This window comes from Pedococcus sp. P2_A3 (assembly GCF_056405035.1).
Window position 1 is genome coordinate 171718 of the sequence record NZ_JBFUCW010000006.1, and the last position, 22795, is coordinate 194512.

Here is a 22795-nt window from a genome sequence, read left to right on the forward strand (position 1 = left end):
TCCGAGGGGTCCAGGTCCGTCGGATCACTCAAAGACCCGGGGCATGGGGTCCGGGTCAGGCTCGTCGGGCGGTGGTCGCGCGGGGCCGACCGGTGAGGTCGTCGTGGTCCGCGATGTCGGTCCACTCGCCGGTGCGCCCGAGCGCGTGGGGAAGGCTCTGCCCCTGGCTGTCGGCGTGCTCCATGACCAGCAGCCCTCCGGGACGCAGCAGCTGGGCGGCCCGACGAGCCACGGCGAGCGGGATCGCCAGGCCGTCCTCGCTGCCGCCGAACAACGCGAGCGCGGGGTCGTGGTCGCGCACCTCGGGGTCGAGCGGCACCATCCCGACCGGGATGTACGGCGGGTTGCTCACGACGACCGCGACCTGTCCCTCGAGCCCCGGCAGAGCGGTCGCCGCGTCGGCCTTCACGAGCTCCACGGAGGAGGCGAGGTCGTGCACGTTGCGCTGCGCCCAGGCCACGGCCATCGGGTCGACCTCGACCGCGACCACGCGCGCACGGGGCACTTCCGCGGCGACGGACAGGGCGATGGCCCCGGAGCCGCTGCACAGGTCGACCACGCAGGGCGTGTCAAGGTCATCACCGCGAGCCGGGTCGCTGAGCCGGCGCGCCTCCTCGATCGCCAACCCGGCCACCATCTCGGTCTCGGGACGCGGCACGAAGACCCCGGGCCCCACCGACAGCTCGAGCCCCCGGAAGCCGACGGTGCCCGTGATGTGCTGCAACGGCACGCGGGCCAGGCGCTGCTCGACCAGCTGGTCGTAGGCCGACGGCATCTCACCGCCGAGGACCATCGCCTTGCGGACGTCGGCGGCGCTGACCCGCAGCGCCTTGGCTGCCAGGGCGACCGCGTCCGCGTCGCCGGAGATGATCCCCACGTCCCGCAGGCGACCCGCTGCGGCACGGACCGCCTCGCGGATGCTCGTCACTGACCCGAGCCCTCGGCGACCGCGGCCATCTGCGCGGCTTCGTCGGCGTCGACCGCCGACTGCACGACCGCCTCGAGGTCGCCGTCGAGCACGGTGTCGAGGTTGTACGACTTGTAGCCGGTGCGGTGGTCGGAGATGCGGTTCTCGGGGAAGTTGTAGGTGCGGATGCGCTCACTGCGGTCGACCGTGCGGACCTGCGAACGGCGGGCGGCGCTGGCCTCGGCGTCCGCGGCTTCCTTGGCGAGGGCGTGGAGCCTGGCACGGAGCACCCGCATCGCCGACTCCTTGTTCTGGAGCTGGCTCTTCTCGTTCTGGCAGGAGACCACCACACCGGTGGGCAGGTGGGTGATCCGCACGGCGGAGTCGGTGGTGTTGACCGACTGGCCCCCGGGGCCGGAGGAGCGGTAGACGTCGATCTTGAGGTCGTTGGCGTCGATGCTGATCTCGACGTCCTCGGCCTCCGGCATGACCAGGACCCCCGCTGCCGAGGTGTGGATGCGTCCCTGGCTCTCGGTCACGGGCACGCGCTGCACGCGGTGGACGCCACCTTCGTACTTGAGCCGCGCCCACGGGCCCTCGCCCAGGGCGGGGGTGCCCTTGGCCTTCACGGCCACCTGGACGTCCTTGTAGCCACCGAGGTCGGACTCGGTCGCGTCGATGACCTCGGTCTTCCACCCGCGGCGCTCGGCGTAGCGCAGGTACATCCGGAGCAGGTCGCCGGCGAACAGCGCAGACTCCTCCCCGCCCTCCCCCGCCTTGACCTCGAGGATCACGTCACGGTCGTCGTCGGGGTCGCGCGGGATCAGCAACCGACGCAACACGTCCTCGGTCTCGGCCAGCCGCGCCTCCAGCCCGGGCACCTCGGCCGCAAAGCCCGCGTCCTCGGTGGCGAGCTCGCGCGCGGCCGCCAGGTCATCGGTCGCCGCGTGCCACGCGTGGTATGCCGCGACGGTCGGTGCCAGCGCGGCATACCGCTTGTTGAGCTTGCGGACGAGGTCCTGGTCGGCGAACACCTCGGGGTCGGCCAGCTGCTTCTCGAGGTCGGCGTGCTCCTGGACCAGTGCGGCGGCGGACTCCAACATGGGGGGCTCCCTAGGGTGGTGCTCGGGCGTGCGGGGAAAGCAGTGCGCCGGCCCCGACCCCCAAGGGTCAGGACCGGCGCATCGGGAAAGCTACTTGCTCTCGGCGGCGGCCTTCTTGCCGTAGCGGGCCTCGAACCGGGCCACGCGGCCACCGGTGTCGAGGATCTTCTGCTTGCCGGTGTAGAACGGGTGGCACTGCGAGCACACCTCGGCGCGGATCTGGCCGGAGGTCGCGGTGCTGCGAGTCGTGAACGTGGACCCACAGGTGCAGCTCACCGTGGTCTCGACGTACTCGGGGTGGATGTCCTTCTGCAAAACGTGCTCCTTGAGTCAATGTGGCCGGGTCGGCTGGGCGGGCTGCCCAGGAGCTCCCCGTGTCGCAGGGTGTCCATGCCGTGAACCGGTCAGCCGGTCAAGTGTGCCAGAGAGCGGCGCACATCTCCTAAACGGAGGTGACCGCCCGGCCATTCCCCGCCGGCAGCACCACCGTCATCACGGTCCCCTGGTCCTCGACCGAGTCGACCTGCAGCTCTCCGCCATGGCCCTCGACGATCGCCCGGACGATCGCCAGGCCCAGTCCGGTGCCGGGGATCGCCGCTGCGGTGGCGTTCGAGGCGCGGAAGAACCGGGCGAACAGGTCCGGGAGGTCCTTCTCGGGGATGCCGATGCCGGTGTCGGTCACGGTGATGACCACCTGGTCGTCGACCCGGGTGGCGGCGATGGCCGCCTTCCCACCCGATGGCGTGAACTTCACGGCGTTGGACCCGAGGTTGATCAGGCTCCGCTCCAGCTGGCCGCGGTCGACGCGGATGGTGAGGTCAGGGTCCACGGGATCGACGACGAGGGAGACCCCGGCGGCGTCGGCCACCGGCCGGAGCAGCTCGGCCACCCCGGCGACCAGCGAGTCGACCTCCACCTCCTCGGTCGAGGAGTGCAGGCCGGTCGCCTCGATCTTGTTGAGGACGAGCAGGTCCTCGATCAGGCCACGCAAGCGGTGCGCGTTGCGCCCGACGATGTCGAGGGCGTCCTGCTGCCCCTGGGTGAGCACCCCGTAGTCACCGTCGTGGAGGAGCTCGAGGTAGCCGTTGATGGAGGTGAGAGGGGTCCGCAGCTCGTGCGAGATCGTGGCCATGAAGTCGGTCTTCTGGCGGTCGAGGGCGGTCAGCTGGTCGACCTGGGTCTCCCGCATCTCGCGCAGCCGCAGGTCGACGATCGACTGGGCGACGTAACCGGCGCACTGTTGCACGGCCTGGATCTCGTAGCGACGCCAGCGACGCGGGGTGTCGACCGTCATGAGCGACAGGACCCCCAGACCCTGCTCACCGATGCCCACGGGCACCATGAGGAGCGACTTGGCTCCCGTCGCGCGGTAGAAGCGCTGGGCCCGCTCCTGGGCCTGCACCTCGGCGTGGAGGAAGTCGGAGATCACGAAGACGGTCGCCTGCCGCCGCAGCTCGTCGCCGACCGCCTTGACCTCCCCCGCCAGCGAGGGCGGCAACGCCGCCAGCTCGGGCAGGTCGTAGCGGTGCCACTGGGTGCGCTGCGTGATCGCGCCGGAGTCGTCGTGCGTGTAGAGCAGGATCCGGTCGACCCCCAGCCCCTCCCCCAGCATCGCGCCCACGGCCTCGAGGGCGGTGTCGAGGTCGGGCGCCCCGTGCACGACCCGGGCCACGTCGAGGGCCAGCTGGTGCGCGAGCAGCACGGCCGACTGCTGCTCCTGGAGCACCTGGTTGGAGCGGGTCAGGCCGTTGAAGTCGGCAGCCAGCGCCCGAACCTCGGCAGCCCCGGTGGCGGTGTCGGCCAGGGCGTCACGGTCTCCGTCGCGCTGCCGCTCGACGACCGATCTCAAGCGCTCCAAGGGACCGCTGACCGATCGCTGCAGCAGCCGCCACCCACCGAGCACGACGGCCATCGCCAGCACCATCGTGCCGGCCGCGATCGCCACGATGCGCTGTACGGAGTCCCGCGCTCCCTCCCGAGCCGCGTCCCGCTCGAGTCGGATTGCCTCGGACAGACTCCGGTTGCTGTCGCGGAAGCTCCGGAACCGGTCCACCGCCTCTGCCTCGAGGACGCTGCGCGCCGACAGCGGAGCCTTCGCGCCGACCTCGGCTGCCTGCGCAGCCCTGAACCACGAGTCGACGGCAGCGCGCTGGGTGGCCAGCATGGCGGCATACCTGGTGCGGTTCTCGACCGGTAGCGAGGTAGACCTCAGGGTGCCCTCGATGGTGGCGAGGTCCGCGGAGACCTGGTCGCGCGTCAGGCGGTAGCGCGTCAGCGGCGTGGAGCCACCCATCAGCTGGCTCCACCCGGCGTTGGCTTCGGTCATCTCGATCAGGACGGCGTTGTTGGCGTCGAAGGCGGGGCCGTAGGACAGCGTCAGCGCCTGGAGGTCACGGCTCTGGGTGGCGATGTTGAACACCGACGCGACTGTGACGACGGGGAAKAACAGGACGAGGGAGAGCCCGAGGACCTTGAGCTGACCGGAGACCGATCGGCGCGCGAGCTGGGTCACTGGGGACCTTCGTCGAAGCCGGTGCGGGTCATCACGCCCCAGACCTGCTTCTTGCGCCGCAGGCTGGCCCACCAGCCCTCCAGGCGCCACCACACGGTGAGCTGGCGGAAGCCGAAGTTCTCCAGCACCGAGGCCGCCAGGGTCAGGCCCAGGTCGCGCCAGCGCTCGTGCCGGTGGAAGGACCACTCCTCGGCAGCCATCGCCGACAGCGTCACGAGGACGGCCAGGCCGTACGCGAGCACGAGGAAGAGGATCGCGTAGGGGATGTTCACGACGTGGAGGGCGAGGGCCAGCGGGACGATGATGATGCCGAACATCTCGAGCAGGGGGGCGAACAGCTCGAAGATCCAGAAGTACGGGAGGGCGACGAACCCGACCTTGCCGTAGCGCGGGCGGAAGAGCATCCCGCGGTACGCCCAGAGCGTCTCCCACAGCCCGCGGTGCCAGCGCCGTCGCTGGCTCCGCAGGACCGACGTGGTCGACGGCACCTCGGTCCACAGAACAGGCTCGGGGACGAACGCCACGCGGTAGTCACGCTTCTCGTCACGCAGCTTGCGGTGGATCCGCAGGACCAGCTCGAAGTCCTCGCCGATGCTGTCTGGGTCCAGCCCGCCGACCTCGACGATCGTGTCGCGACGGAAGATGCCGAAGGCGCCGCTGATCAGCACCAGCGCCCCGAACCGCGCCCAGCCGGTGCGACCGAGGAGGAAGGCGCGCAGGTACTCGACGACCTGGATCCTGGCCAGCCACGACGTGGGCATCTGGACCTTCACGATGCGCCCCGAGACCACCCGGCTCCCGTTGACCGGTCGGATCGCGCCGCCGGCCGCGACCATGCGGGTCGGGTCGTCGGCGAACGGCTGGGTGACCCGCAGCAGGGCGTCGGGCTCGAGGATGGAGTCGGCGTCCACCATGGCGACCAAGGGCTCCGTGGCGGCGTTCACCCCCACGTTGATGGCCTCCGAGCGCCCGGAGTTCTCCTTGCGGACGACGATCAGGCGCGTCCGGCCGTCCCGGGGCACGTGCACGTCGATGACCCGCGCGCGGGTGGGCACGTCCTGCGGGATCTCGCGAGGGATGGGGACGAGGTCGAAGGCGGCGCGCAGTCGTTCGAAGGTGTCGTCGCTGCTGCCGTCATCGATGGCGACGACCTCGTGTCGCGGATAGCGCAGGGACAGCAGCGCCTGCACCGCGGTGACGATCCCGGCCTCCTCGTTGTACGCCGGGACGAGGATCGACACCCCCGGGGTCAGGGCGCCACCGAAGGTCTCGACGATCGCCTCGCGACGGCGGTGCTGTGCCCGGAAGTCGATGGAGGCCAGCACGATCAGCACGAGGTAGGAGAGGTTGATGACCGCGAAGTAGATGAGGATCGGCAGCGAGGTGACGGCCATGGGCCACACCACGATGGCCCGCAGTCCTTCGACGAAGCCGTCCCAGCTCACGTCAGGCTCCCCTGCAGCCGGGCAACGGCCCGCGCGCTCTCGATCGAGTCGTTGGTGGGGGCGCTGTCCAGCGCCGCCCGCCCGACCGACCCCAGTCGCAGGAGCGAGGCGGCGGAGATCTCGGCGATCCGCGGGTCAGGGTCGGCCAGCAGGCCCCGCAGCCCGTCGACGGCAGCGGGGTCGCCGAGGTCGCCCAGGGCGGCCGCGCACGCGCGACGCAGCTCGTCGGGATGCTGGCTCGCCGTGCCCTCCAGCAGCACCGCGACGTCGGCGGGCCGGCCCATCCGTCCCAGCGCCACGGCCGCGGCAGCGCGGACGACCGGGTCCTCGTCGGTCGTCAGCGAGAGCCGGAGCAGGTCGATGGAGCGCGTGAAGCTCCCCTCCCCGCTGAGGTATGCCGCGACGGTGCGTGTCGTGGGGCTGGTCGCCAGGAGGCCGTCGCGCAGGGCGTCGGCGATGCCGACCCCCATTCCCTCGAGCGCGTCGGCTGCCGGTCCCGCGGGAACGGCGCGCTCGGCGCCCACTGCAGCGAGGAGGGGCGCTGCCGCGGTCGGCTCACCCAGGCGCCCGAGGGCGCGGGTCGCTGCCACGCGGACCTCGGGGGCGGGGTCCCGCAGTGCGTCCACGACCAGCGGCAGGGCCGCACCGACGTGGCACAGCCCGAGGACGTGGGCGGCGCGGGCCCGCCGGATGGTGCTGCGGTGCTTGAGGTCGTGGGGGGCACGGTCGACGGCGCCGTGCGCCAGCAGGATTGCGGCCAGCTCCTCCGCAGGCCCGCCGCGCACCTTCGCGAGCAGGTCGACGACCGCGTCGTCCAGCGCCTCACGAGCCGGCCCGTCGACCGCGATCAGCGCGTCGCGGTGGGTGCCGTCGTCGTCCTCACCCGACGCCACGGCGAGCAGCGCAGGTCGGTGGGGGGCGACGAGCGCAGACGTGCGCCGGTCACGCAGCGTCCGCGTCACCTTGGTGCCGACGATGAGCAGCACGAGGCCCAGGCACGCCAGCAGGACCAGGGCGGAAGAGCCCCAGAGTATGCCGCGGGCGCTCACCTGACGCGGGCCAGGATCCCGTTGACGCGGTGCAGCAGCTCACGGGGGCTGAAGGGCTTGATCACGTAGTCATCGGCCCCGACCGCGAAGCCCGTGTCCACGTCGCTGTCGCGCGACTTGGCGCTCAGCAGGAGCACCGGGACCGCGGCCTCGCCGCTCTCGCGGATCTTGCGCAGGACGTCGATCCCGGAGAGCCCCGGCATCATCACGTCGAGGATGACGAGTGCGGGTGGCTCTGACTGGAACGCCTCCCAGGCGCTCAGCCCGTCACCGACGGCCTCGACAGCATACCCGGCCTGGGTGAGCTTGAACTCCACCAGGTCGCGAATGTCCGGGTCGTCGTCGGCGACGAGCACTCGGATTCCCTCAGCCGCGGTCACTGCCGGTCCTCTCGTCGTCATGCAAATGGATGAGCCTGAAAACCAATGTACGGGCTAAGGGCCACTTCTTCGCGCACATCGGGCGCTCCGGCCCCACCGCACGGCAAACGCACGGACAACGCGGCGTCGGCGTCCCGCCCTGTGGACGACACGACCGGGGGCCCGGCACCTCTTCGGCGCCGGGCCCCCGGTCTGACTGCGGAGCGACGTGGGGTCAGTCCTTGGCCTCGTCGTCGATGCGGATCGAGGAGTTCTGCTGCACCTGCATGAGGAACTCGATGTTGCTCTTGGTCTTCTTGATCCGGTCGATGAGCAGCTCGATGCCCTGCTGCTGGTCGAGGGCAGCCAGGACGCGCCTGAGCTTCCACATGATCTTCAGCTCGTCACCCGACAGGAGGATCTCCTCCTTGCGGGTGCCCGAGTTGTTGATGTCGACCGCCGGGAAGATGCGACGGTTGGCCAGGCCGCGGTCGAGCTTGAGCTCCATGTTGCCGGTGCCCTTGAACTCCTCGAAGATCACCTCGTCCATCCGCGAACCGGTCTCGACGAGGGCGGTCGCCAGGATCGTCAGCGACCCGCCGTTCTCGATGTTGCGGGCCGCGCCGAAGAACTTCTTGGGCGGGTAGAGCGCCGCCGAGTCGACACCGCCGGACAGGATCCGGCCGCTCGCCGGTGCGGCGAGGTTGTACGCGCGCCCGAGCTTGGTGATCGAGTCGAGCAGCACCACGACGTCGTGACCCATCTCGACGAGGCGCTTGGCCCGCTCGATGGCCAGCTCGGCGACCGTGGTGTGGTCCTCGGCCGGCCGGTCGAAGGTCGAGGAGATGACCTCGCCCTTGACGGCGCGCTGCATGTCGGTGACCTCTTCGGGCCGCTCGTCCACGAGGACGACCATGAGGTGGCACTCGGGGTTGTTCGTCGTGATCGCATTGGCGATGGCCTGCATGACCATCGTCTTGCCGGCCTTGGCCGGGGCGACGATGAGGCCGCGCTGACCCTTGCCGATGGGGGCGACCAGGTCGATCACCCGCGTGGTCAGGATGCTCGGGTCGGTCTCGAGACGCAGGCGCTGTTGCGGGTAGAGCGGCGTGAGCTTGCCGAACTCGACCCGCTTGCGGGCGTCGTCAGGCGTCATGCCGTTCACCGTGTCGAGGCGGACGAGCGCATTGAACTTCTGGCGCTGGTTCTGCTGGGCGTCCTCGCGCTGGGCCTTGACGGCACCGGTGACGGCATCGCCCTTGCGCATGCCGTTCTTCTTCACCATGCCGAGCGGGACGTAGACGTCCCCGGGGCCCGGCAGGTAGCCGGAGGTGCGGACGAAGGCGTAGTTGTCGAGCACGTCGAGGATGCCGGCCACGGGCACGAGGACGTCGTCCTCGTCGACCATGGGCTCGCTGTCGTAGTCGCTGCCGTAGTCGCCGCGCGGTCCACGCTTGTCACGGTTGCGGTTCCGGTTGCGGTTGCGGCGGCGTCCGCCGCGACCTTCGCCGTCGTCGTCGTAGCCCTGCTGGTTCTGACCACCCTGCGGGCCCTGGGCGCCCTGGGCGCCCTGGCCCTGGCCCTGCTGACCCTGGCCGCCTTGGCCCTGGGTCCGGCCGCCGCGGTCGTCACGGTCGTCACGGTCGTTCGGCTGGCGGTCGTCGCGGTGCTGGCGGTCGTCGCGGTGCTGACGGTCGCCCTGCTGCTGGTCGCCCTGCTGGCGGTCACCCTGCTGGCGGTCGTCGCGGACCGGACGCTCCCGGCGGTCGCCCTGCTGGCGGTCGTCGCGGTCGGACTGGGCGCGGTCCTGCTGGTCGCGGTTCGGGCGCTCGCCCTGCTGGCGCTCGCCCTGACGGTCGGCCCGGGTGCGGTTCTGGCGGTCGGCCTGCTGACGGTCGCTGCGGCCCGGCGTCGTGTCGTCCGCCCCGGACTCGCGGCCCTGCGTTCCACGGCCCTCGGCCAGGTCGACCTGCTCGCGAACGGCGCGGTCGGCCCGCTCAGCCCGGTCGGTGCGCTCCGCCCGGTCGGAGCGGTCGGAGCGGTCGGTGCGGTCGGCCCGCTGGGAGCGGCCCTGGCTCTCGGCGCGGCCCTGCTGCGCCTCGATGGCGGGTGCCTCGGCCTGCGTCGGACGCTCCTGCTGGGGGGCGCTGCGGCGGGCGGGGGCCCCGGCTCCGCTCTGGCGGTCCTTGATGGCGGTGACGAGGTCACCCTTGCGCATCTTGGCGGTGCCGGTGATGCCCATGCTGGCGGCCAGGCCCTGGAGCTCAGCCACCTTCATGGTGCTCAGCGCGCCCGAGCGACGCGGCTTCTCGTCCTGCGTACCCGCAGTGTCGAGAGTGGTGGTGTCTGTCACGAAGGATCCTTCCCCCTCGTTCGCGGCCGGTGTTCAGATCCCGGTCCGGTGCTTGGGTCAGGGGTGCTGACCGATGGAGCCACATGCGGCACAGGGAGGCGTGGCAGCACCAAGGCCGCCGACATGTGGTGGGTGCAGTTCGCTGCTGGATGCGCAAGAGGAGGCATCGGCTGCGAGTGCGCTCACAATGTAACACCGTTGGGTGCTGCGTCAGTCCACTGTGCCCACATCTGTCCCTGCCGTGTCCTGGCCCGGGTCCTGCCTGCGTCCCGGCGCGGTCCCGGCCCGCGTCCCGGCGCGTCTCAGGACATCACGTGCGCTCCCGTCGCCGGGATGCCCGGGTCGAGCACGGTCCAGTCGTCGCTGGTCAGGGCCCTGACGGCAGCCGACTCGTCACCGCGGGTGAGCACCAGGACCGACGGCCCGGCGCCGGAGATGACCGCCGCATGGCCCGCCTTGCGGAGGGCGTCGACGACGTCCATGGAGGCCGCGAAGGAGTCGCGCCGGGCCTCCTGGTGGAGCCACTCGCGGGTCGCGTCCAGCAGGTGCTCGGGGTGGCTCGTCAGCGCCTGCACGAGCAGCGCGGCGCGGGCCGAGTTGAGGGCGGCATCGCCGTGCCTGATCTGGGTGGGCAGCACCGAGCGGGCCTTCGCCGTCGACAGCTGGGTCGCCGGGACGAGCACCAACGGTCGCACCTCGGGGTGTGGCTTCAGGCGCAGGGTGTGGGTCACCTCGTCGGGCGAGTCCGACCACGACAGGGTGAGACCGCCGTAGACCGAGGCCGAGGAGTTGTCAGGGTGCCCCTCGAGGCGGGCCGCGAGGTTGTTGGCGAAGGCCAGGTCGAGGCCGTCGGTGACTCCGCGGCATACGTTGTGAAGTCCTTGTGCCGCAACGATTCCGGTGACGATCGCGGTCGCGGACGAACCCAGGCCGCGGCCGTGCGGCACCTCGTTCACGCACTGCAGGTGCAGGCCGTCGGGCGCCTCGACACCGAGCTCGTCCCAGGCGCGGAGCATGGTGCGCACGACGAGGTGGCTCGCGTCGCGGGGGACGTCGGCGGCCCCTTCACCCTCGACGTCGACCCGGATGCCGGGCTCGTCGGTGAGGGTGGCGACGCAGGTGTCCCACAACCCGAGCGCGAGCCCGACCGAGTCGAACCCCGGTCCGAGGTTGGCGCTGCTGGCCGGCACCCGCACCTGGACGGAGCTGCCGACGACGAGCTCGCCCATCAGTCCTGCAGACCCAGCGCCAGTGCCGCCGTGAACGCGTCGACCTGGACCCGGGTGGGGGTGACGTCGGAGCCGTCGGCGTTGCGCAGGGCCCATTGCGGGTCCTTGAGCCCGTGACCGGTGACGGTGCACACGACGCTGGCTCCGGCCGGCACCTGCCCCGCCTCCGCGGCCTGCAACAGGCCGGCGACGGACGCGGCTGAGCCCGGCTCGACGAAGATGCCCTCGCGGGCGCTGAGGATCCGGTGCGCGGCCAGGATCTGCTCGTCGGTGACCGACTCGATGCGGCCGCCGGACTCGTCGCGGGCCGCCTCGGCCTGCTTCCACGACGCGGGGTTGCCGATGCGGATGGCGGTGGCGATGGTGTCGGGGTCGTCCACCGGGTGGCCGAGCACGATCGGCGCCGCGCCCGCCGCCTGGAAGCCCCACATCTGCGGCAGTCGCGTCGCCGGACCGGGCTGCTCGCTGCCGCGGTGGTACTCGCGGTAGCCCTTCCAGTAGGCCGTGATGTTGCCGGCGTTCCCGACCGGCAGGCAGTGGATGTCAGGGGCGTCGCCGAGGGCGTCGACCACCTCGAAGGACGCGGTCTTCTGCCCCTCGATGCGGGCCGGGTTGACCGAGTTGACCAGCTCGACGGGGTAGGACTCGGCGAGCTTGCGGGCCAACGTCAGGCAGTCGTCGAAGTTGCCCTCGACCTGCAGGAGGGTCGCGCCGTGCGCGATGGCCTGGCTGAGCTTGCCCATGGCGATCTTGCCGTCCGGGACGAGGACCGCACAGGCCATGCCGGCCTTCGTGGCGTATGCCGCGGCGCTGGCACTCGTGTTGCCGGTCGAGGCGCAGATCACCGCCTTGGCACCGTGCTTGGCCGCCATCGAGATGGCTGCGGTCATGCCGCGGTCCTTGAACGACGCCGTGGGGTTGAGCCCCTCGTACTTGACGAAGACGTCAGCGCCGGTGAGCTGGGACAGGTGCTCGGCCGGGATGAGCGGGGTGCCGCCCTCCTGGAGCGTCACGACCGGTGCGCCGGCGAGCATCGGGAGGCGATCGGCATACTCGCGGATCACGCCGCGCCAGAGGATGGCCATCAGGCGCCCTCCACCCGCATCACGGACAYGACCTCACGCACCGTGTCGAGCCCGACGAGGGCCTGGACGGTGGCGGACAGGGCGGCGTCGGGAGCGGTGTGGGTCACGACGATGAGGTTCGCACGGGTCTCCCCGAGCTCGCCGTCCGGACCCGGCTCGGCGGCGATGATGTGCTGGCGCACGGTCTCGATCGACACCCCGTGCTCGGCGAACGACGTCGCGACCTGGGCGAGGACACCCGGGCGGTCGGCCACGTCGAGGCTGATGTGGTACCTCGTGAGGGCCTGACCCATCTCGAGGACGGGCAGGTCGGCGTACGCGGACTCCCCGTGCCCGCGACCGCCACCGACGCGGTGGCGGGCCACCGCGACGACGTCACCGAGGACGGCACTGGCCGTGGGGTCGCCTCCGGCTCCCTTGCCGTAGAACATGAGCTGCCCGGCGGCGTCGGCCTCGACGAAGACGGCGTTGAAGGCGTCGCGCACCCCTCCGAGCGGATGGGACCTCGGGATCATCGCCGGGTGCACCCGCACGCTGACCCCGGCGGTGGTGACACCGTCGGCGCCCACCGTGTCGGTGCGCTCGCAGATCGCGAGCAGCTTGACGACACAGTCCATCTCGCGGGCTGCCTGGACGTCGGCAGCACTCACCTCGGTGATGCCCTCGCGGTAGACCTGGTCGCTCGACACCCTGGTGTGGAACGCCAGCGAGGCCAGGATGGCGGCCTTCGCTGCCGCGTCGAACCCCTCGACGTCGGCGGTGGGGTCCGCCTCGGCGTAACCGAGCGCCTGGGCCTGCTCGACCGCCTCGGCGAAACCCAGACCCGTGGTGTCCATCTTGTCGAGGACGTAGTTGGTGGTGCCGTTGACGATCCCGATGACCTTGCGCACCTCGTCACCGGCGAGCGACTCGCGGATCGGACGGAGGATGGGGATCGCCCCGGCGACCGCCGCCTCGTAGTAGAGGTCGACTCCGTGCTGGGCGGCCTCGGCGTAGAGCGCCGGACCGGCCTCGGCGAGCAGCGCCTTGTTGGCCGAGACGACCGAGGCGCCGCTCTTCATGGCGAGCTCGATCAGGCTGCGGGCCGGCTCGATGCCGCCGATGACCTCGATGACGATGTCGGCCCGCGTGATGATCGACTCGGCGTCGGTGGTGAAGAGCGACGGGTCGACCGGCAGCTCCGAGCGGTCCTTGCCGGCACGACGCACGGCGATGCCGATCAGCTCCAGCGGCCGCCCGACCCGCGCGGCGAGGTCTTCGCTGTGCTCGACGAGCATGCGGGCGACCGAGGACCCGACGACACCGCACCCGAGCAGTGCCACCTTGAGGGGCTCCCCCGCCGTCACCTGCTGGCTCTCACTCACGCTTGCTCCTCGCGCCCTCGTGGGGCTGTCTCACCGTCGGGCCCATCGTGACGGGTGACCACTTCGTGGACGCCCATTGTTCCGCCATCCGGACATTGTCCGACCGAAGGCACGATGCACCGTGGTTTTTGCAGGTTCTGGGCGGTGTCGACGGCACGTCCTCTCCTCGGTCGCGGCGGCCGGCTCAGCCGACGTCCAGCGCCAGCAGGTCGTCCACCGTCTCGCGCCGCACCAGCACCCGCGCCGTCCCGTCCCGGACCGCGATCACCGGCGGGCGGGGGGTGTGGTTGTACTGGCTGGCCATGCTCCGGCAGTAGGCCCCGGTGCCCGGCACGGCGACGAGGTCACCGGCCGTGATGTCGTCGGGCAGGTACTCGTCCATGACGACGATGTCGCCGCTCTCGCAGTGCTTGCCCACCACGCGCGCCAGACGCGGCACGGCGTCGGAGCGCCGGCTGGCCAAGGTGCAGGAGTAGTCGGCGTCGTAGAGGGCCGTGCGGATGTTGTCGCTCATCCCGCCGTCCACCGAGACGTAGGTGCGCTTGGCACCCCCTCCGAGGTCGACGTCCTTCACCGTGCCGACCTCGTAGAGGGTGAAGGTGCTCGGGCCCACGATCGCGCGGCCGGGCTCGATCGAGATGCGCGGCGTGGGGGTGTCCGGTCCGCCGTCGCCCACGGACTTGAGCTCGCGCTGGACGAGGTCGGCCATCTGCTCACCGAGCTCGGCCGGCTGCAGGGGGGTGTGCTCAGAGGTGTACGCGATGCCGTAGCCACCGCCGAGGTCGAGCTCCGGCATGTGGATCCCGTGCACCCGAGCGACCTCGGCGTGCAGCCCGATGAGGCGCCTGGCCGACACCTCGAACCCCGAGGTGTCGAAGATCTGGCTCCCGATGTGGGAGTGCAGCCCCAGCAGGTCGAGGTGCTCGCCGTGCGCGACGATGCGCGCGACCGCCTCGGCGGCCTGGCCGCCCGCCAGCGAGAACCCGAACTTCTGGTCCTCGTGGGCCGTGGCGATGAACTCGTGGGTGTGCGCCTCCACCCCGACCGTCACGCGGACCATGACGGGAGCTCGTACCCCCAGCTCGGCGGCGACGGCAGCGACCCGCTCGATCTCCTCGAAGGAGTCGACGACGATGCGGCCGACGCCGTAGGCCAGGGCCTGGCGGATCTCGGCGAGCGACTTGTTGTTGCCGTGCAGGCCGATCCGCGCTCCCGGAAAGCCCGCGCGCTGTGCGACGGCGAGCTCGCCACCGGAGCAGACATCGAGGCACAGCCCCTCTTCGGCCACCCAGCGGGCGACCTCGGTGCAGAGGAACGCCTTGCCGGCATAGAAGACGTCGACGCCGCCGAGCTCGGCGAACGGGGCGGCGAACTCGTCGCGGAACGCCCGGGCCCGGGCGCGGAAGTCAGCCTCGTCGACCACGTATGCCGCGGTGCCGAACTCGCGGGCGATGCTCACCACGTCGAGTCCCCCCACCGTGAGGCGACCCTGCTCGTCACGATCGACCGTCTGCGGCCACAGCTGCGGCATCAGCTCCATGACGTCGGTGGGCCAGGGCAGCCAGTGGGGTGGCCCGCCATACCCCTCGGCGTGGAGGGCTCCGGCCTCGTGAGCGCGCATGGCTACATCCTGTCGGGTGCGGAGACCCCCAGGAGGTCCAGTCCGTTGGCCAAGACCTGGCGGGTGGCGTCGTTGAGCCAGAGCCGGGTGCGGTGGAGGTCGGTGATCTCCTCGTCCGCCGTCATCGGGCGGACGCGGCACGTGTCGTACCACTTGTGGAAGTGGCCGGCGAGGTCCTCGAGGTAGCGGGCCACGCGGTGGGGCTCGCGCAGGTGGGCGGCCTGGGCCACGACCCGGGGGAAGTCGCCGAGGATGGCCAGCAGGGACGCCTCGGTGGGGTCGGTCAGCAGGGCCGGGTCGAAACCGTCGTCGCGAACCACACCGTCCTCCCCTGCGAGCCGGGCCACGTTGGAGGTGCGGGCGTGGGCGTACTGCACGTAGAAGACCGGGTTGTCGTTGGTCTGCTTGCGCAGCTCCTCGCCGTCGAGGGACAGCGGGCTGTCAGCGGGATACCGCGACAGGGAGTAGCGGATGGCGTCGGTGCCGATCCAGCTGATGAGGTCGCGCAGCTCGATGATGTTGCCGGCGCGCTTGGACAGCTTGGCGCCGCCGAGGTTGACCAGCTGGCCGATCTGCACCTCGATGTTGTGCTCGGGGTCGTCGCCCGCGCAGGCCGCGATCGCCTTGAGCCGGTTGATGTAGCCGTGGTGGTCGGCGCCGAGGAGGTAGATCTTCTCGTCGAAGCCGCGGTCCTTCTTGGACAGGTAGTACGCAGCATCGGCGGCGAAGTAGGTCGGCTCGCCGTTCGCCCGGATGAGGACGCGGTCCTTGTCGTCGGTGAAGTCGGTCGTGCGCAACCAGATCGCGCCACCCTCGTCGAAGACGTGCCCCTGCTCGCGCAACCGGTCGACGGCCTGCTCGACCGCGCCGGAGTCGTGCAGGGCAGCCTCGGAGAACCACACGTCGAAGTGCACGCCGAAGTCGGCGAGGGTGTCCTTGATGTCCTGCAGCTGCGCGTCGTAGGCCACCGACCGTGCCGCGGCCAAGGCCTCGTCGGCGGGCAGCTCGAGCAGGTCGGGACGGGCCGCCAGCGACTGAGCGGCCAGGTCGTCGATGTAGGCACCCGGGTAGCCGCCCTCGGGCGTGGGCTCCCCCTTGGCGCTCGCGAGGACCGACGCCGCGAACTTGTCCATCTGCGCGCCCGCGTCGTTGATGTAGTACTCGGTCGTCACGGTGGCACCCGACGTCTTGAGCAGTCGGCTCATGGCGTCGCCCAGGGCGGCCCAGCGGGTGTGCCCGAGGTGGAGCGGACCGGTCGGGTTGGCCGAGATGAACTCGACGTTGATGACGTGTCCGGCCTCGGAGTCGTTGCTGCCGTAGGCGGCACCGGCCTCGACGATGCTGCGGGCCAGCTCACCCGCCGAGGCGGCGTCGAGGGTGATGTTGAGGAAGCCCGGCCCCGCGATGTCGACGGCCTTGACGCCAGCAACCGTGCCGAGGCGCTCGGCGAGCCGCGTGGCGACGTCGCGCGGCGGCATACCGGCTCCCTTGGCGAGCTGGAGTGCGATGTTCGTGGACCAGTCGCCGTGGTCGCGGTTCCTCGGTCGCTCCACGCGGACCTCCGCAGGCACGTCCACGGTGAAGTCGCCGGCGGCGACGGCTTCGGTGAGGGCGGTGCGGATGGCTGCGGAGAGCTCTTCGGGAGTCACCCGGGCAAGTCTAGGGCGCGGGCGAGTGGGCCCGTCCCTCGGCCATGAAGCCCGAGACGAGCTCGATGAGGTGCTCCGGGTCGAAGGGCTTGGAGACGAACGCGTCGAGCCCGGAACCCTGCGCCTGGACCCGGTCGTGCTGCTGGACCGAGGCGGTCACCATGATCACCGGGATGTGCGCCAACCGCGGGTCGGCGCGGATCTGCGCGATCGCCCACCAACCGTCGCGGGGATCCATGTGCGCGTCGAGGGTGACGACTCCAGGCAGGGGGTCGAGCTCGTGGAGCGCCGCGACCAGCTCCTCGCCGTCGCTCGCCTCGCGCACCTCGTAACCCTCGAGCTCGAGGTTGACCCGGATGAGGCGCCTGATCTGCTCCGTGTCGTCGCAGACGTAGACCACTCCCCCGCGTTCCATGCAGGACACCCTAGGCTGCTAACCTCTGCGGGCGCCTCCTTCTCGGAGCGCACGTGTCGGCCCCCGTAGCTCAGGGGATAGAGCACCGCCCTCCGGAGGCGGGAGCGCAGGTTCGAATCCTGCCGGGGGCACCACAGGAACGACGGCCTCGCGCCCAGCGCGGGGCCGTCGTTCTGTCTTCGGTATGCCGCCGTCAGCGCTGGGAGGCGTCGGTCACCTCGCCGACGAGCTGCGCGTGCGCGATCCCGTCAGGGGTCCCGCCTCAGGCGTCCGGCGGCCGGGCCCACCGCCTGGCGAGTGTCACCAGCACGCTGGCGACGAGCAGGCCGCCTGCGGCACGGCCGGGTGTCCCGTAGGCATCGGGGTACACCAGGGCGAGGACGCCCACCACTGCGCAGGACGCGATCAGCACGTGGTCCCACCAGCGCCGCTCGTACAGGGCGATCAGCGCGAGTGCCGCCGAGAACGCGAGTGGCATCCCGGTCATGTCGAACCGGAGCTCGGTGGCGCTCGAGCCAAGCGCGGTCGCGAGGTCTCCGCGCGCGTTCGCGACGGCCCAGCCGACAAGCGGGACTGACGCGACGAAGGCGAGAAGGTCGAGGGGGCGCCGGATGCGGATCGGCTCTCGCCACAGCCGTGACCGCTGCTGGGCCAGGAGCAGCCAAGGTCCCACCCAGACCGCGGTCGACACGACGAGCTGCAACAGCTTGGCCCCTGGGCTCAAGTCCTCCTCAGGCGCGAGTACCCCGGCGACGAACCAGACCACTTGGCCGAGTACGAGGGCACGGACCGCGAACGTGCTTCGGCCCCGGCTCAGCAACACGGCCACCGCCGGCCCCACGGTCAGGATCTTGAACACCCCGGCCGAGGTCGCCGTGAACCGGAACGAGGGGTCTGGGAGGTTTCCGACGACGGCCGCGACCGGCCCGACCGAGCACATGACCAGTGCCCACAGGGAGAGCAACGTGTAGAGCGCGCAGAGGACGACCAGTCGGGTGCGGGCCAGGCGGACAGGGGCATCGGTGCGGGTCAGGACGGACATGGGTGGCCTCCGTTGGTCGTGGTTCGGACCCCTCGAGCGTCGGGTCCCGCGGTCCGCGCCGTCGTCGGCTTCCCGGCCCGTCCTTCCGACCGCACGGGTGGCCACCGTCCTCCTCCGGGACCCCCTCTGGTCCTCCCGGAGGAGGAGGCGGTACCACGGTGGTGCGCTCTACGCTCGATCCATGCGATGGCAGGTGCCAGAGGACCTGCGACGACGGGCCACCGTGGGCGAGTGGATGCCAGCCGCCGTGCTCCTCGGGTGGTCGGTGGCCGATGGGGCCACGTCGGACACGGTGACCGGGTCGCGTCTCCTCCTCACCGGGTGCCTCGCGGTGGCCGCAGGCTCCCTGGTCTACCGGCGTCGGGCACCGCTGGCGGTCCTGCTCGTGGCCGGCGTCTTCGTGGTACTGCCCGCGGCTCCGGGCACCCACGCCCAGTTTGCCGCGCCAGTGTTCATCCTCGTCGTCGCGGTGTTCTCGGTCGGGCGCTACGGCCAACGTCCGACGTCGTACCTGGGACTGCCGATCGGGATGGCAGTGGCCCTGGTCGGGAGCGCCTCGGACCCTCAGGAGACGTTGGCCTCGTCGTGGGGGTGGTCGCTCAATGTCGTGTGGATCTTCGGCATCGGTCTGTGGCTGAATGAGGCCGACCGCAGGGTCGAGGCCACGCAGCGGCGGGCCGAGGCAGACCGTCGGGCTGCCGGGGCAGAGGAGCGGCTGCGGGTCGCCCGCGACCTGCACGACGTCCTGGCACACAGCCTGTCGTTGATGGTGGTGCAGGCGGAGGTGGCCGACGAGCTCCTCGACACCGATGCGGATGCGGCGCGGGATGCCGTGCGGAACATCCAACGGACCGGCCGGGAGTCGCTGGCCGAGACCCGCAACGTCCTGCAGGCACTCAGGGCACCGGATCCTGACCGGACCCCCGGGGTGGATGACCTCCCTGGCCTCGTCGAGCTCTTCCGCTCGGCCGGACTCCCCGTCTCGCTCAACCGAGCGTCGAATGTCCAGCTGACGCCCGATGCGGGGGAGGCCGTGTTCCGGATGGTCCAGGAGGCACTGACGAACGCGCTTCGTCACGCCGGCCCACAACCGACGACCGTGGTGCTGAGTCGGGGTGGACGTTGGTTGACGGTCTGTGTGGAGAACCCCCCGGGAGATGGACACCTCGCTGTGCCCGAGTCCGCACCGGATCACGGCTCCGGAGGTGGTCACGGCCTGATGGGGATGCGTGAACGGGTGGAGGCGTGCGGCGGTCACCTGGACGCAGGGGCGCGCCCGGACGGCGGGTTCCGCGTCGCCGCACTGCTTCCCGTGGCGGGGGCATCACCGTGATCCGGGTCGTCGTGGTGGATGACCAGGAGCTTGTGCGGGAGGGTTTCGCCCTGATCCTCGCCGCCCAGCCCGACATCGAGGTCGTGGCCACKGCAGCGGACGGCGTGGAGGCGCTCGCGGTGTGTCGTGCGCAGCGTCCGGACGTCGTGCTCATGGATCTGCGCATGCCGCACTTGGACGGTCTCAGCGCCATTCCGCGACTCCTGTCTGATCTCCCCGGGACCCGGATCCTGGTGCTCACGACATTCCCCGACGACGAGTACGTGGTGCGGGCGCTGCGGGAAGGCGCGAGCGGTTTCCTCCTGAAGGACTCCCCGCGCAGCTCGCTTGTGGCCGCAGTTCGTTCCGTGGTGGCCGGCGAGGTAGTCCTCGACTCCGGGGTGACCGGATCGCTCCTGGCCGGTCTGCCGACGCGCGGCGCTGGTGCTGCGCATGCCGAGGCGGTGGCGCTGATGACCGCTCGCGAGCAGGACGTTCTGCGCTGCGTCGCCCGCGGGATGAACAACACCGAGATCGCCGGGACCCTCCACATCTCCGAGACCACGGTCAAGACCCATCTGGCGCGCCTGCTGACCAAATGGGGGGCGCGAGACCGCGTCCGCCTGGTCGTCATGGCCCACGAAGCCGGCCTGGTCACGTGACACCCTCGCGGCAAGGTCACAAGCTGCTCGCCGTCGGCGTGACCCTCGCAGCGCTTCGGTGGTCAAGTGAGGATCAACCTCCCCCCTTGACCCGATCGAGCTGAGGGGACGGGGATGGTCGGGTGGGATGCCTGAGGGCGCGGGGTGGCCGGCGTCGCGCGGATCGCATGTATGCCGCCGTCAGCGCTGGGAGGCGTCGGTCACCTCGCCGACGAGCTCCTCGATGACGTCCTCGAGGAAGACCACACCGATGTCGGTGCCCTCGGGGTCGACGACCCGTGCCAGGTGCGACCCGGTGCGCTGCATGGTCCGCAGCACCTCCTCGACCTCGTCGGCAGCCTGCACGGTCGCCAGCTTGCGGACCCGCTTGACCGGCACGGCGATGTCACGTTCGGTGTCGTCGGCGTAGAGGACGTCCTTGAGGTGCAGGTAACCGGTGAGCTCACCCGCCTTGTCGAGCATGGGGTAGCGCGAGAAGCCGCGCTTGGCGACGAGTCGCTCGACGTCGTCGGGGGTGGCCGTCAGGGGCAGTGTCACGAGGTCGGACAGGGCGACGGCGACGTCGACGGCGTCCTTGTCGCTGAACTCCAGGGCAGCGCCGACGAGCCCGTGCTGCCCCTCCTCGATGAGGCCCTCGTGGTGGCTCTCGGCGAGGATGTGCTCGACCTCCTCGACGGTGAACGCCGAGGTGATCTCGTCCTTGGGCTCGACCCGGAACAACCGCACCAGCGCCTTCGCGAGCGACTCCATGACCGCGATGATCGGGCGCAGCGCCCGGGTGATGTAGAGCAGCACCGGCACCAGGATCAGCGCCGAGCGCTCGGGTCCGGCCAGCGCGAGGTTCTTCGGGATCATCTCGCCCACGACGACGTGCAGGTACACCACGATGAGCAAGGCGATGGCGAGCGCCAGGCCGTCGGTCACGCCCGCGGGGAGGCCGAGGTGGTGGACAACGGGTTCGAGCGCGTGGTGGAGGGCGGCCTCGGAGATCGCACCCAGCAGCACCGAGCAGACCGTGATGCCGAGCTGGGCGCAGGCGAGCAGCGAACCCATCTGCTCGAGGGCGTCGAGGCAGACCTGTGCGCGGCGGGAACCGTTGGCCGCCAAGGGTTCCAAGGTGGACCGGCGGGCGGCCATCGCCGCGAACTCGGCCCCCACGAAGAAGGCGTTGAGCAGCAGGAGGAGGACGGTGACCCAGATCGCGCCGGCGCTCACTTCGCGCCCTCCCCGTCCCGACCGCCGGCGGTGACCGAGCGGCCTCCGTCGCGACCCTGGCCGACGTGACGCCGCGGAGACCCCTCCCGGGGGGCCGCGTGGTCGCCGTGCGGGTCCTCGTCCAGGTCGACCGGGACGAACCGCAGGCGGTCGGCGCGCATCCCGTCCATGGCCAGCACGGTGATCGCCCACCCGGGGATGTCCACGGTGTCACCCACCACCGGGATCCGGCCGAGCTCGGCCATCACGAAGCCACCGGTCGTCTCGTAGGCCGGCCCGTCGGGCACGACCGCGCCGAGGCGCTCACGCACCTCGTCGGGGCGCCACAGGCCGGGCACGGTCCACGAGCCGTCGGTGAACTCGCGTCCGGTCGTGCGGAAGACGTCGTGCTCGTCCGACACCTCGCCGACGATCTCCTCGACCACGTCCTCGAGGGTCACGATGCCGGCCGTGCCGCCGTACTCGTCGACGACGATGGCGAGCTGGAGCCCGTGCTCGCGCAGCATGAGCAGGAGCGGGTCGAGCCGGATCGTCTCCGGCACGAGCAGCGGCGGCACCATGAGCGCCGACACGGGCACGTCGTGACGACGCTCGTGCGGGACGGCGATCGCCCGCTTGACGTGCACCACTCCGTCGATGTCGTCCCAGTCCTCGCCGGTCACGGGGAAGCGCGAGTGCCCCGTGCGCCGGGCGAGCCGGACGACGTCCTCGGCCGTGGCGGTGCGCTCGATGGACGAGGCCCTGGCCCGCGGGCTCATGACGTCGGCGGCGGTCTGCTCCCCGAACCCCAGCGACTTGGTGACCAGCCGGGCGGTGCCCTCGTCGAGCGTCCCGGCCTCGGCGGAGCGGCGGACCAGCGACGCCAGCTCCTGCGGGGTGCGGGCGCCGGACAGCTCCTCACGGGGGGTGATGCCGAGCGCACGGAGGAACAGGTTGGCCGAGCCGTTGAGCACGAAGATCATCGGCCGGGCCACCAGCGCGAAGCCACGCACCGGCATGGCCACCACCTTGGCGGTCGCCAGCGGGGCCGAGATGCCGAGGAACTGCGGCAGGAGCTCGCCGAACACCATCGAGAACAGCGTCGCGATGAGCAGGGCGACCGCGGCCGCCACCGAGTCGAGGGTCGAACCCCTGAGCCCGAGCGCCCGCAGGGGCGTCTCGAGCAGCACCCCGAGTGAGGGTGTCGCGAGGAAGCCGAGGATGAGGGTGGTCAGCGTGATGCCGACCTGGGCGGCGGACAGCTGGGTCGACAACCCGCGCAACGACCCGAGGACCACCTCGGCGCGGGTGTCACCGGCGTCCACCGCCTTCTGCACGGTCGGGCGGTCGAGCGCGACCAGCGAGAACTCCGTGGCCACGAAGATGGCGGTTCCGATCGTGAGCCCCACGCCGGTCAGGACCAGCAACCATTCGGTCATAGTGCGGCCATCCTAGGGCCGCAACCCGGTTGACCCTCCCCCCACGTCAGTTGGG

The 22795-nt window shown here is 71.1% G+C and carries 19 protein-coding genes and 1 tRNA gene; 3 read left to right on the forward strand and 17 right to left on the reverse strand.

Annotation, left to right across the window (positions count from 1 at the left end; genetic code table 11):
- Positions 1-55 precede the first annotated feature (55 nt).
- The 14 genes from prmC to AC1DX8_RS07185 form a co-directional block, all read right to left on the reverse strand.
- Positions 56-928 (reverse strand): peptide chain release factor N(5)-glutamine methyltransferase, encoded by an 873-nt coding sequence (gene prmC, locus AC1DX8_RS07120; protein ID WP_477629214.1) that lies wholly within the window; start codon positions 926-928, stop codon positions 56-58.
- Positions 925-2010 (reverse strand): peptide chain release factor 1, encoded by a 1086-nt coding sequence (gene prfA / locus AC1DX8_RS07125; protein ID WP_477629215.1) that lies wholly within the window; start codon positions 2008-2010, stop codon positions 925-927. Before prfA ends, prmC begins: the two co-directional genes overlap by 4 nt.
- Positions 2011-2100: 90 nt before the next feature.
- On the reverse strand, positions 2101-2325 hold the full coding sequence (gene rpmE, locus AC1DX8_RS07130; RefSeq protein ID WP_477629216.1) for a 50S ribosomal protein L31: 225 nt from the start codon (positions 2323-2325) through the stop codon (positions 2101-2103).
- Between the two features lie 127 nt (positions 2326-2452).
- Positions 2453-4522 carry a sensor histidine kinase gene (locus tag AC1DX8_RS07135; RefSeq protein WP_477629217.1) on the reverse strand — a complete coding sequence of 690 codons (2070 nt, stop codon included), beginning with the start codon at positions 4520-4522 and terminating at the stop codon, positions 2453-2455.
- On the reverse strand, positions 4519-5967 hold the full coding sequence (locus AC1DX8_RS07140) for a glycosyltransferase family 2 protein (RefSeq protein ID WP_477629218.1): 1449 nt from the start codon (positions 5965-5967) through the stop codon (positions 4519-4521). The genes AC1DX8_RS07135 and AC1DX8_RS07140 overlap by 4 nt, the downstream gene beginning before the upstream one ends.
- The gene (locus AC1DX8_RS07145; RefSeq protein WP_477629219.1) at positions 5964-7016 is read right to left on the reverse strand and encodes a HEAT repeat domain-containing protein; all 1053 of its coding nucleotides are present in this window, start codon (positions 7014-7016) and stop codon (positions 5964-5966) included. The genes AC1DX8_RS07140 and AC1DX8_RS07145 overlap by 4 nt, the downstream gene beginning before the upstream one ends.
- Positions 7013-7396, reverse strand: coding sequence for a response regulator transcription factor (locus AC1DX8_RS07150; RefSeq protein WP_477629220.1), 384 nt, complete (start codon positions 7394-7396; stop codon positions 7013-7015). Before AC1DX8_RS07150 ends, AC1DX8_RS07145 begins: the two co-directional genes overlap by 4 nt.
- 214 nt (positions 7397-7610) lie before the next feature.
- Positions 7611-9728, reverse strand: a complete 2118-nt coding sequence (gene rho / locus AC1DX8_RS07155; protein WP_477629221.1) for a transcription termination factor Rho — start codon at positions 9726-9728, stop codon at positions 7611-7613.
- Between the two features lie 302 nt (positions 9729-10030).
- Complete coding sequence (gene thrB / locus AC1DX8_RS07160) at positions 10031-10957, reverse strand: homoserine kinase (protein ID WP_477629222.1); 927 nt, start codon at positions 10955-10957, stop codon at positions 10031-10033.
- Positions 10957-12042, reverse strand: a complete 1086-nt coding sequence (thrC, locus tag AC1DX8_RS07165) for a threonine synthase (protein WP_477629223.1) — start codon at positions 12040-12042, stop codon at positions 10957-10959. Before thrC ends, thrB begins: the two co-directional genes overlap by 1 nt.
- Entirely contained in the window at positions 12042-13406 is a 1365-nt protein-coding gene (locus AC1DX8_RS07170) for a homoserine dehydrogenase (protein WP_477629224.1), read from the reverse strand. The genes thrC and AC1DX8_RS07170 overlap by 1 nt, the downstream gene beginning before the upstream one ends.
- 184 nt (positions 13407-13590) lie before the next feature.
- Positions 13591-15027: a diaminopimelate decarboxylase gene (lysA, locus tag AC1DX8_RS07175; protein WP_477629225.1), complete on the reverse strand. Its 1437-nt coding sequence runs from the start codon at positions 15025-15027 to the stop codon at positions 13591-13593.
- 2 nt (positions 15028-15029) lie between these two features.
- Positions 15030-16676 carry an arginine--tRNA ligase gene (argS, locus tag AC1DX8_RS07180; RefSeq protein WP_477629226.1) on the reverse strand — a complete coding sequence of 549 codons (1647 nt, stop codon included), beginning with the start codon at positions 16674-16676 and terminating at the stop codon, positions 15030-15032.
- A gap of 10 nt (positions 16677-16686) precedes the next feature.
- Complete coding sequence (locus AC1DX8_RS07185; protein WP_477629227.1) at positions 16687-17091, reverse strand: response regulator; 405 nt, start codon at positions 17089-17091, stop codon at positions 16687-16689.
- Positions 17092-17150: 59 nt separating this feature from the next.
- On the opposite strand from AC1DX8_RS07185, the gene AC1DX8_RS07190 reads away from it, so the two are divergent.
- Positions 17151-17225 (forward strand) — tRNA-Arg (locus tag AC1DX8_RS07190).
- Between the two features lie 128 nt (positions 17226-17353).
- Here AC1DX8_RS07190 and AC1DX8_RS07195 read toward each other — a convergent pair.
- Complete coding sequence (locus tag AC1DX8_RS07195; RefSeq protein WP_477629228.1) at positions 17354-18133, reverse strand: hypothetical protein; 780 nt, start codon at positions 18131-18133, stop codon at positions 17354-17356.
- A 181-nt stretch (positions 18134-18314) separates the two neighbouring features.
- Here AC1DX8_RS07195 and AC1DX8_RS07200 point away from each other — a divergent pair, with 181 nt between their 5' ends.
- On the forward strand, positions 18315-19466 hold the full coding sequence (locus AC1DX8_RS07200) for a sensor histidine kinase (protein ID WP_477629229.1): 1152 nt from the start codon (positions 18315-18317) through the stop codon (positions 19464-19466).
- Positions 19463-20107, forward strand: a complete 645-nt coding sequence (locus tag AC1DX8_RS07205) for a response regulator transcription factor (protein ID WP_477629230.1) — start codon at positions 19463-19465, stop codon at positions 20105-20107. Before AC1DX8_RS07200 ends, AC1DX8_RS07205 begins: the two co-directional genes overlap by 4 nt.
- Before the next feature lie 180 nt (positions 20108-20287).
- Here AC1DX8_RS07205 and AC1DX8_RS07210 read toward each other — a convergent pair whose 3' ends face one another.
- Positions 20288-21322, reverse strand: a complete 1035-nt coding sequence (locus AC1DX8_RS07210; RefSeq protein WP_477629231.1) for a hemolysin family protein — start codon at positions 21320-21322, stop codon at positions 20288-20290.
- On the reverse strand, positions 21319-22740 hold the full coding sequence (locus AC1DX8_RS07215; protein WP_477629232.1) for a hemolysin family protein: 1422 nt from the start codon (positions 22738-22740) through the stop codon (positions 21319-21321). The genes AC1DX8_RS07210 and AC1DX8_RS07215 overlap by 4 nt, the downstream gene beginning before the upstream one ends.
- Positions 22741-22795: the final 55 nt, after the last annotated feature.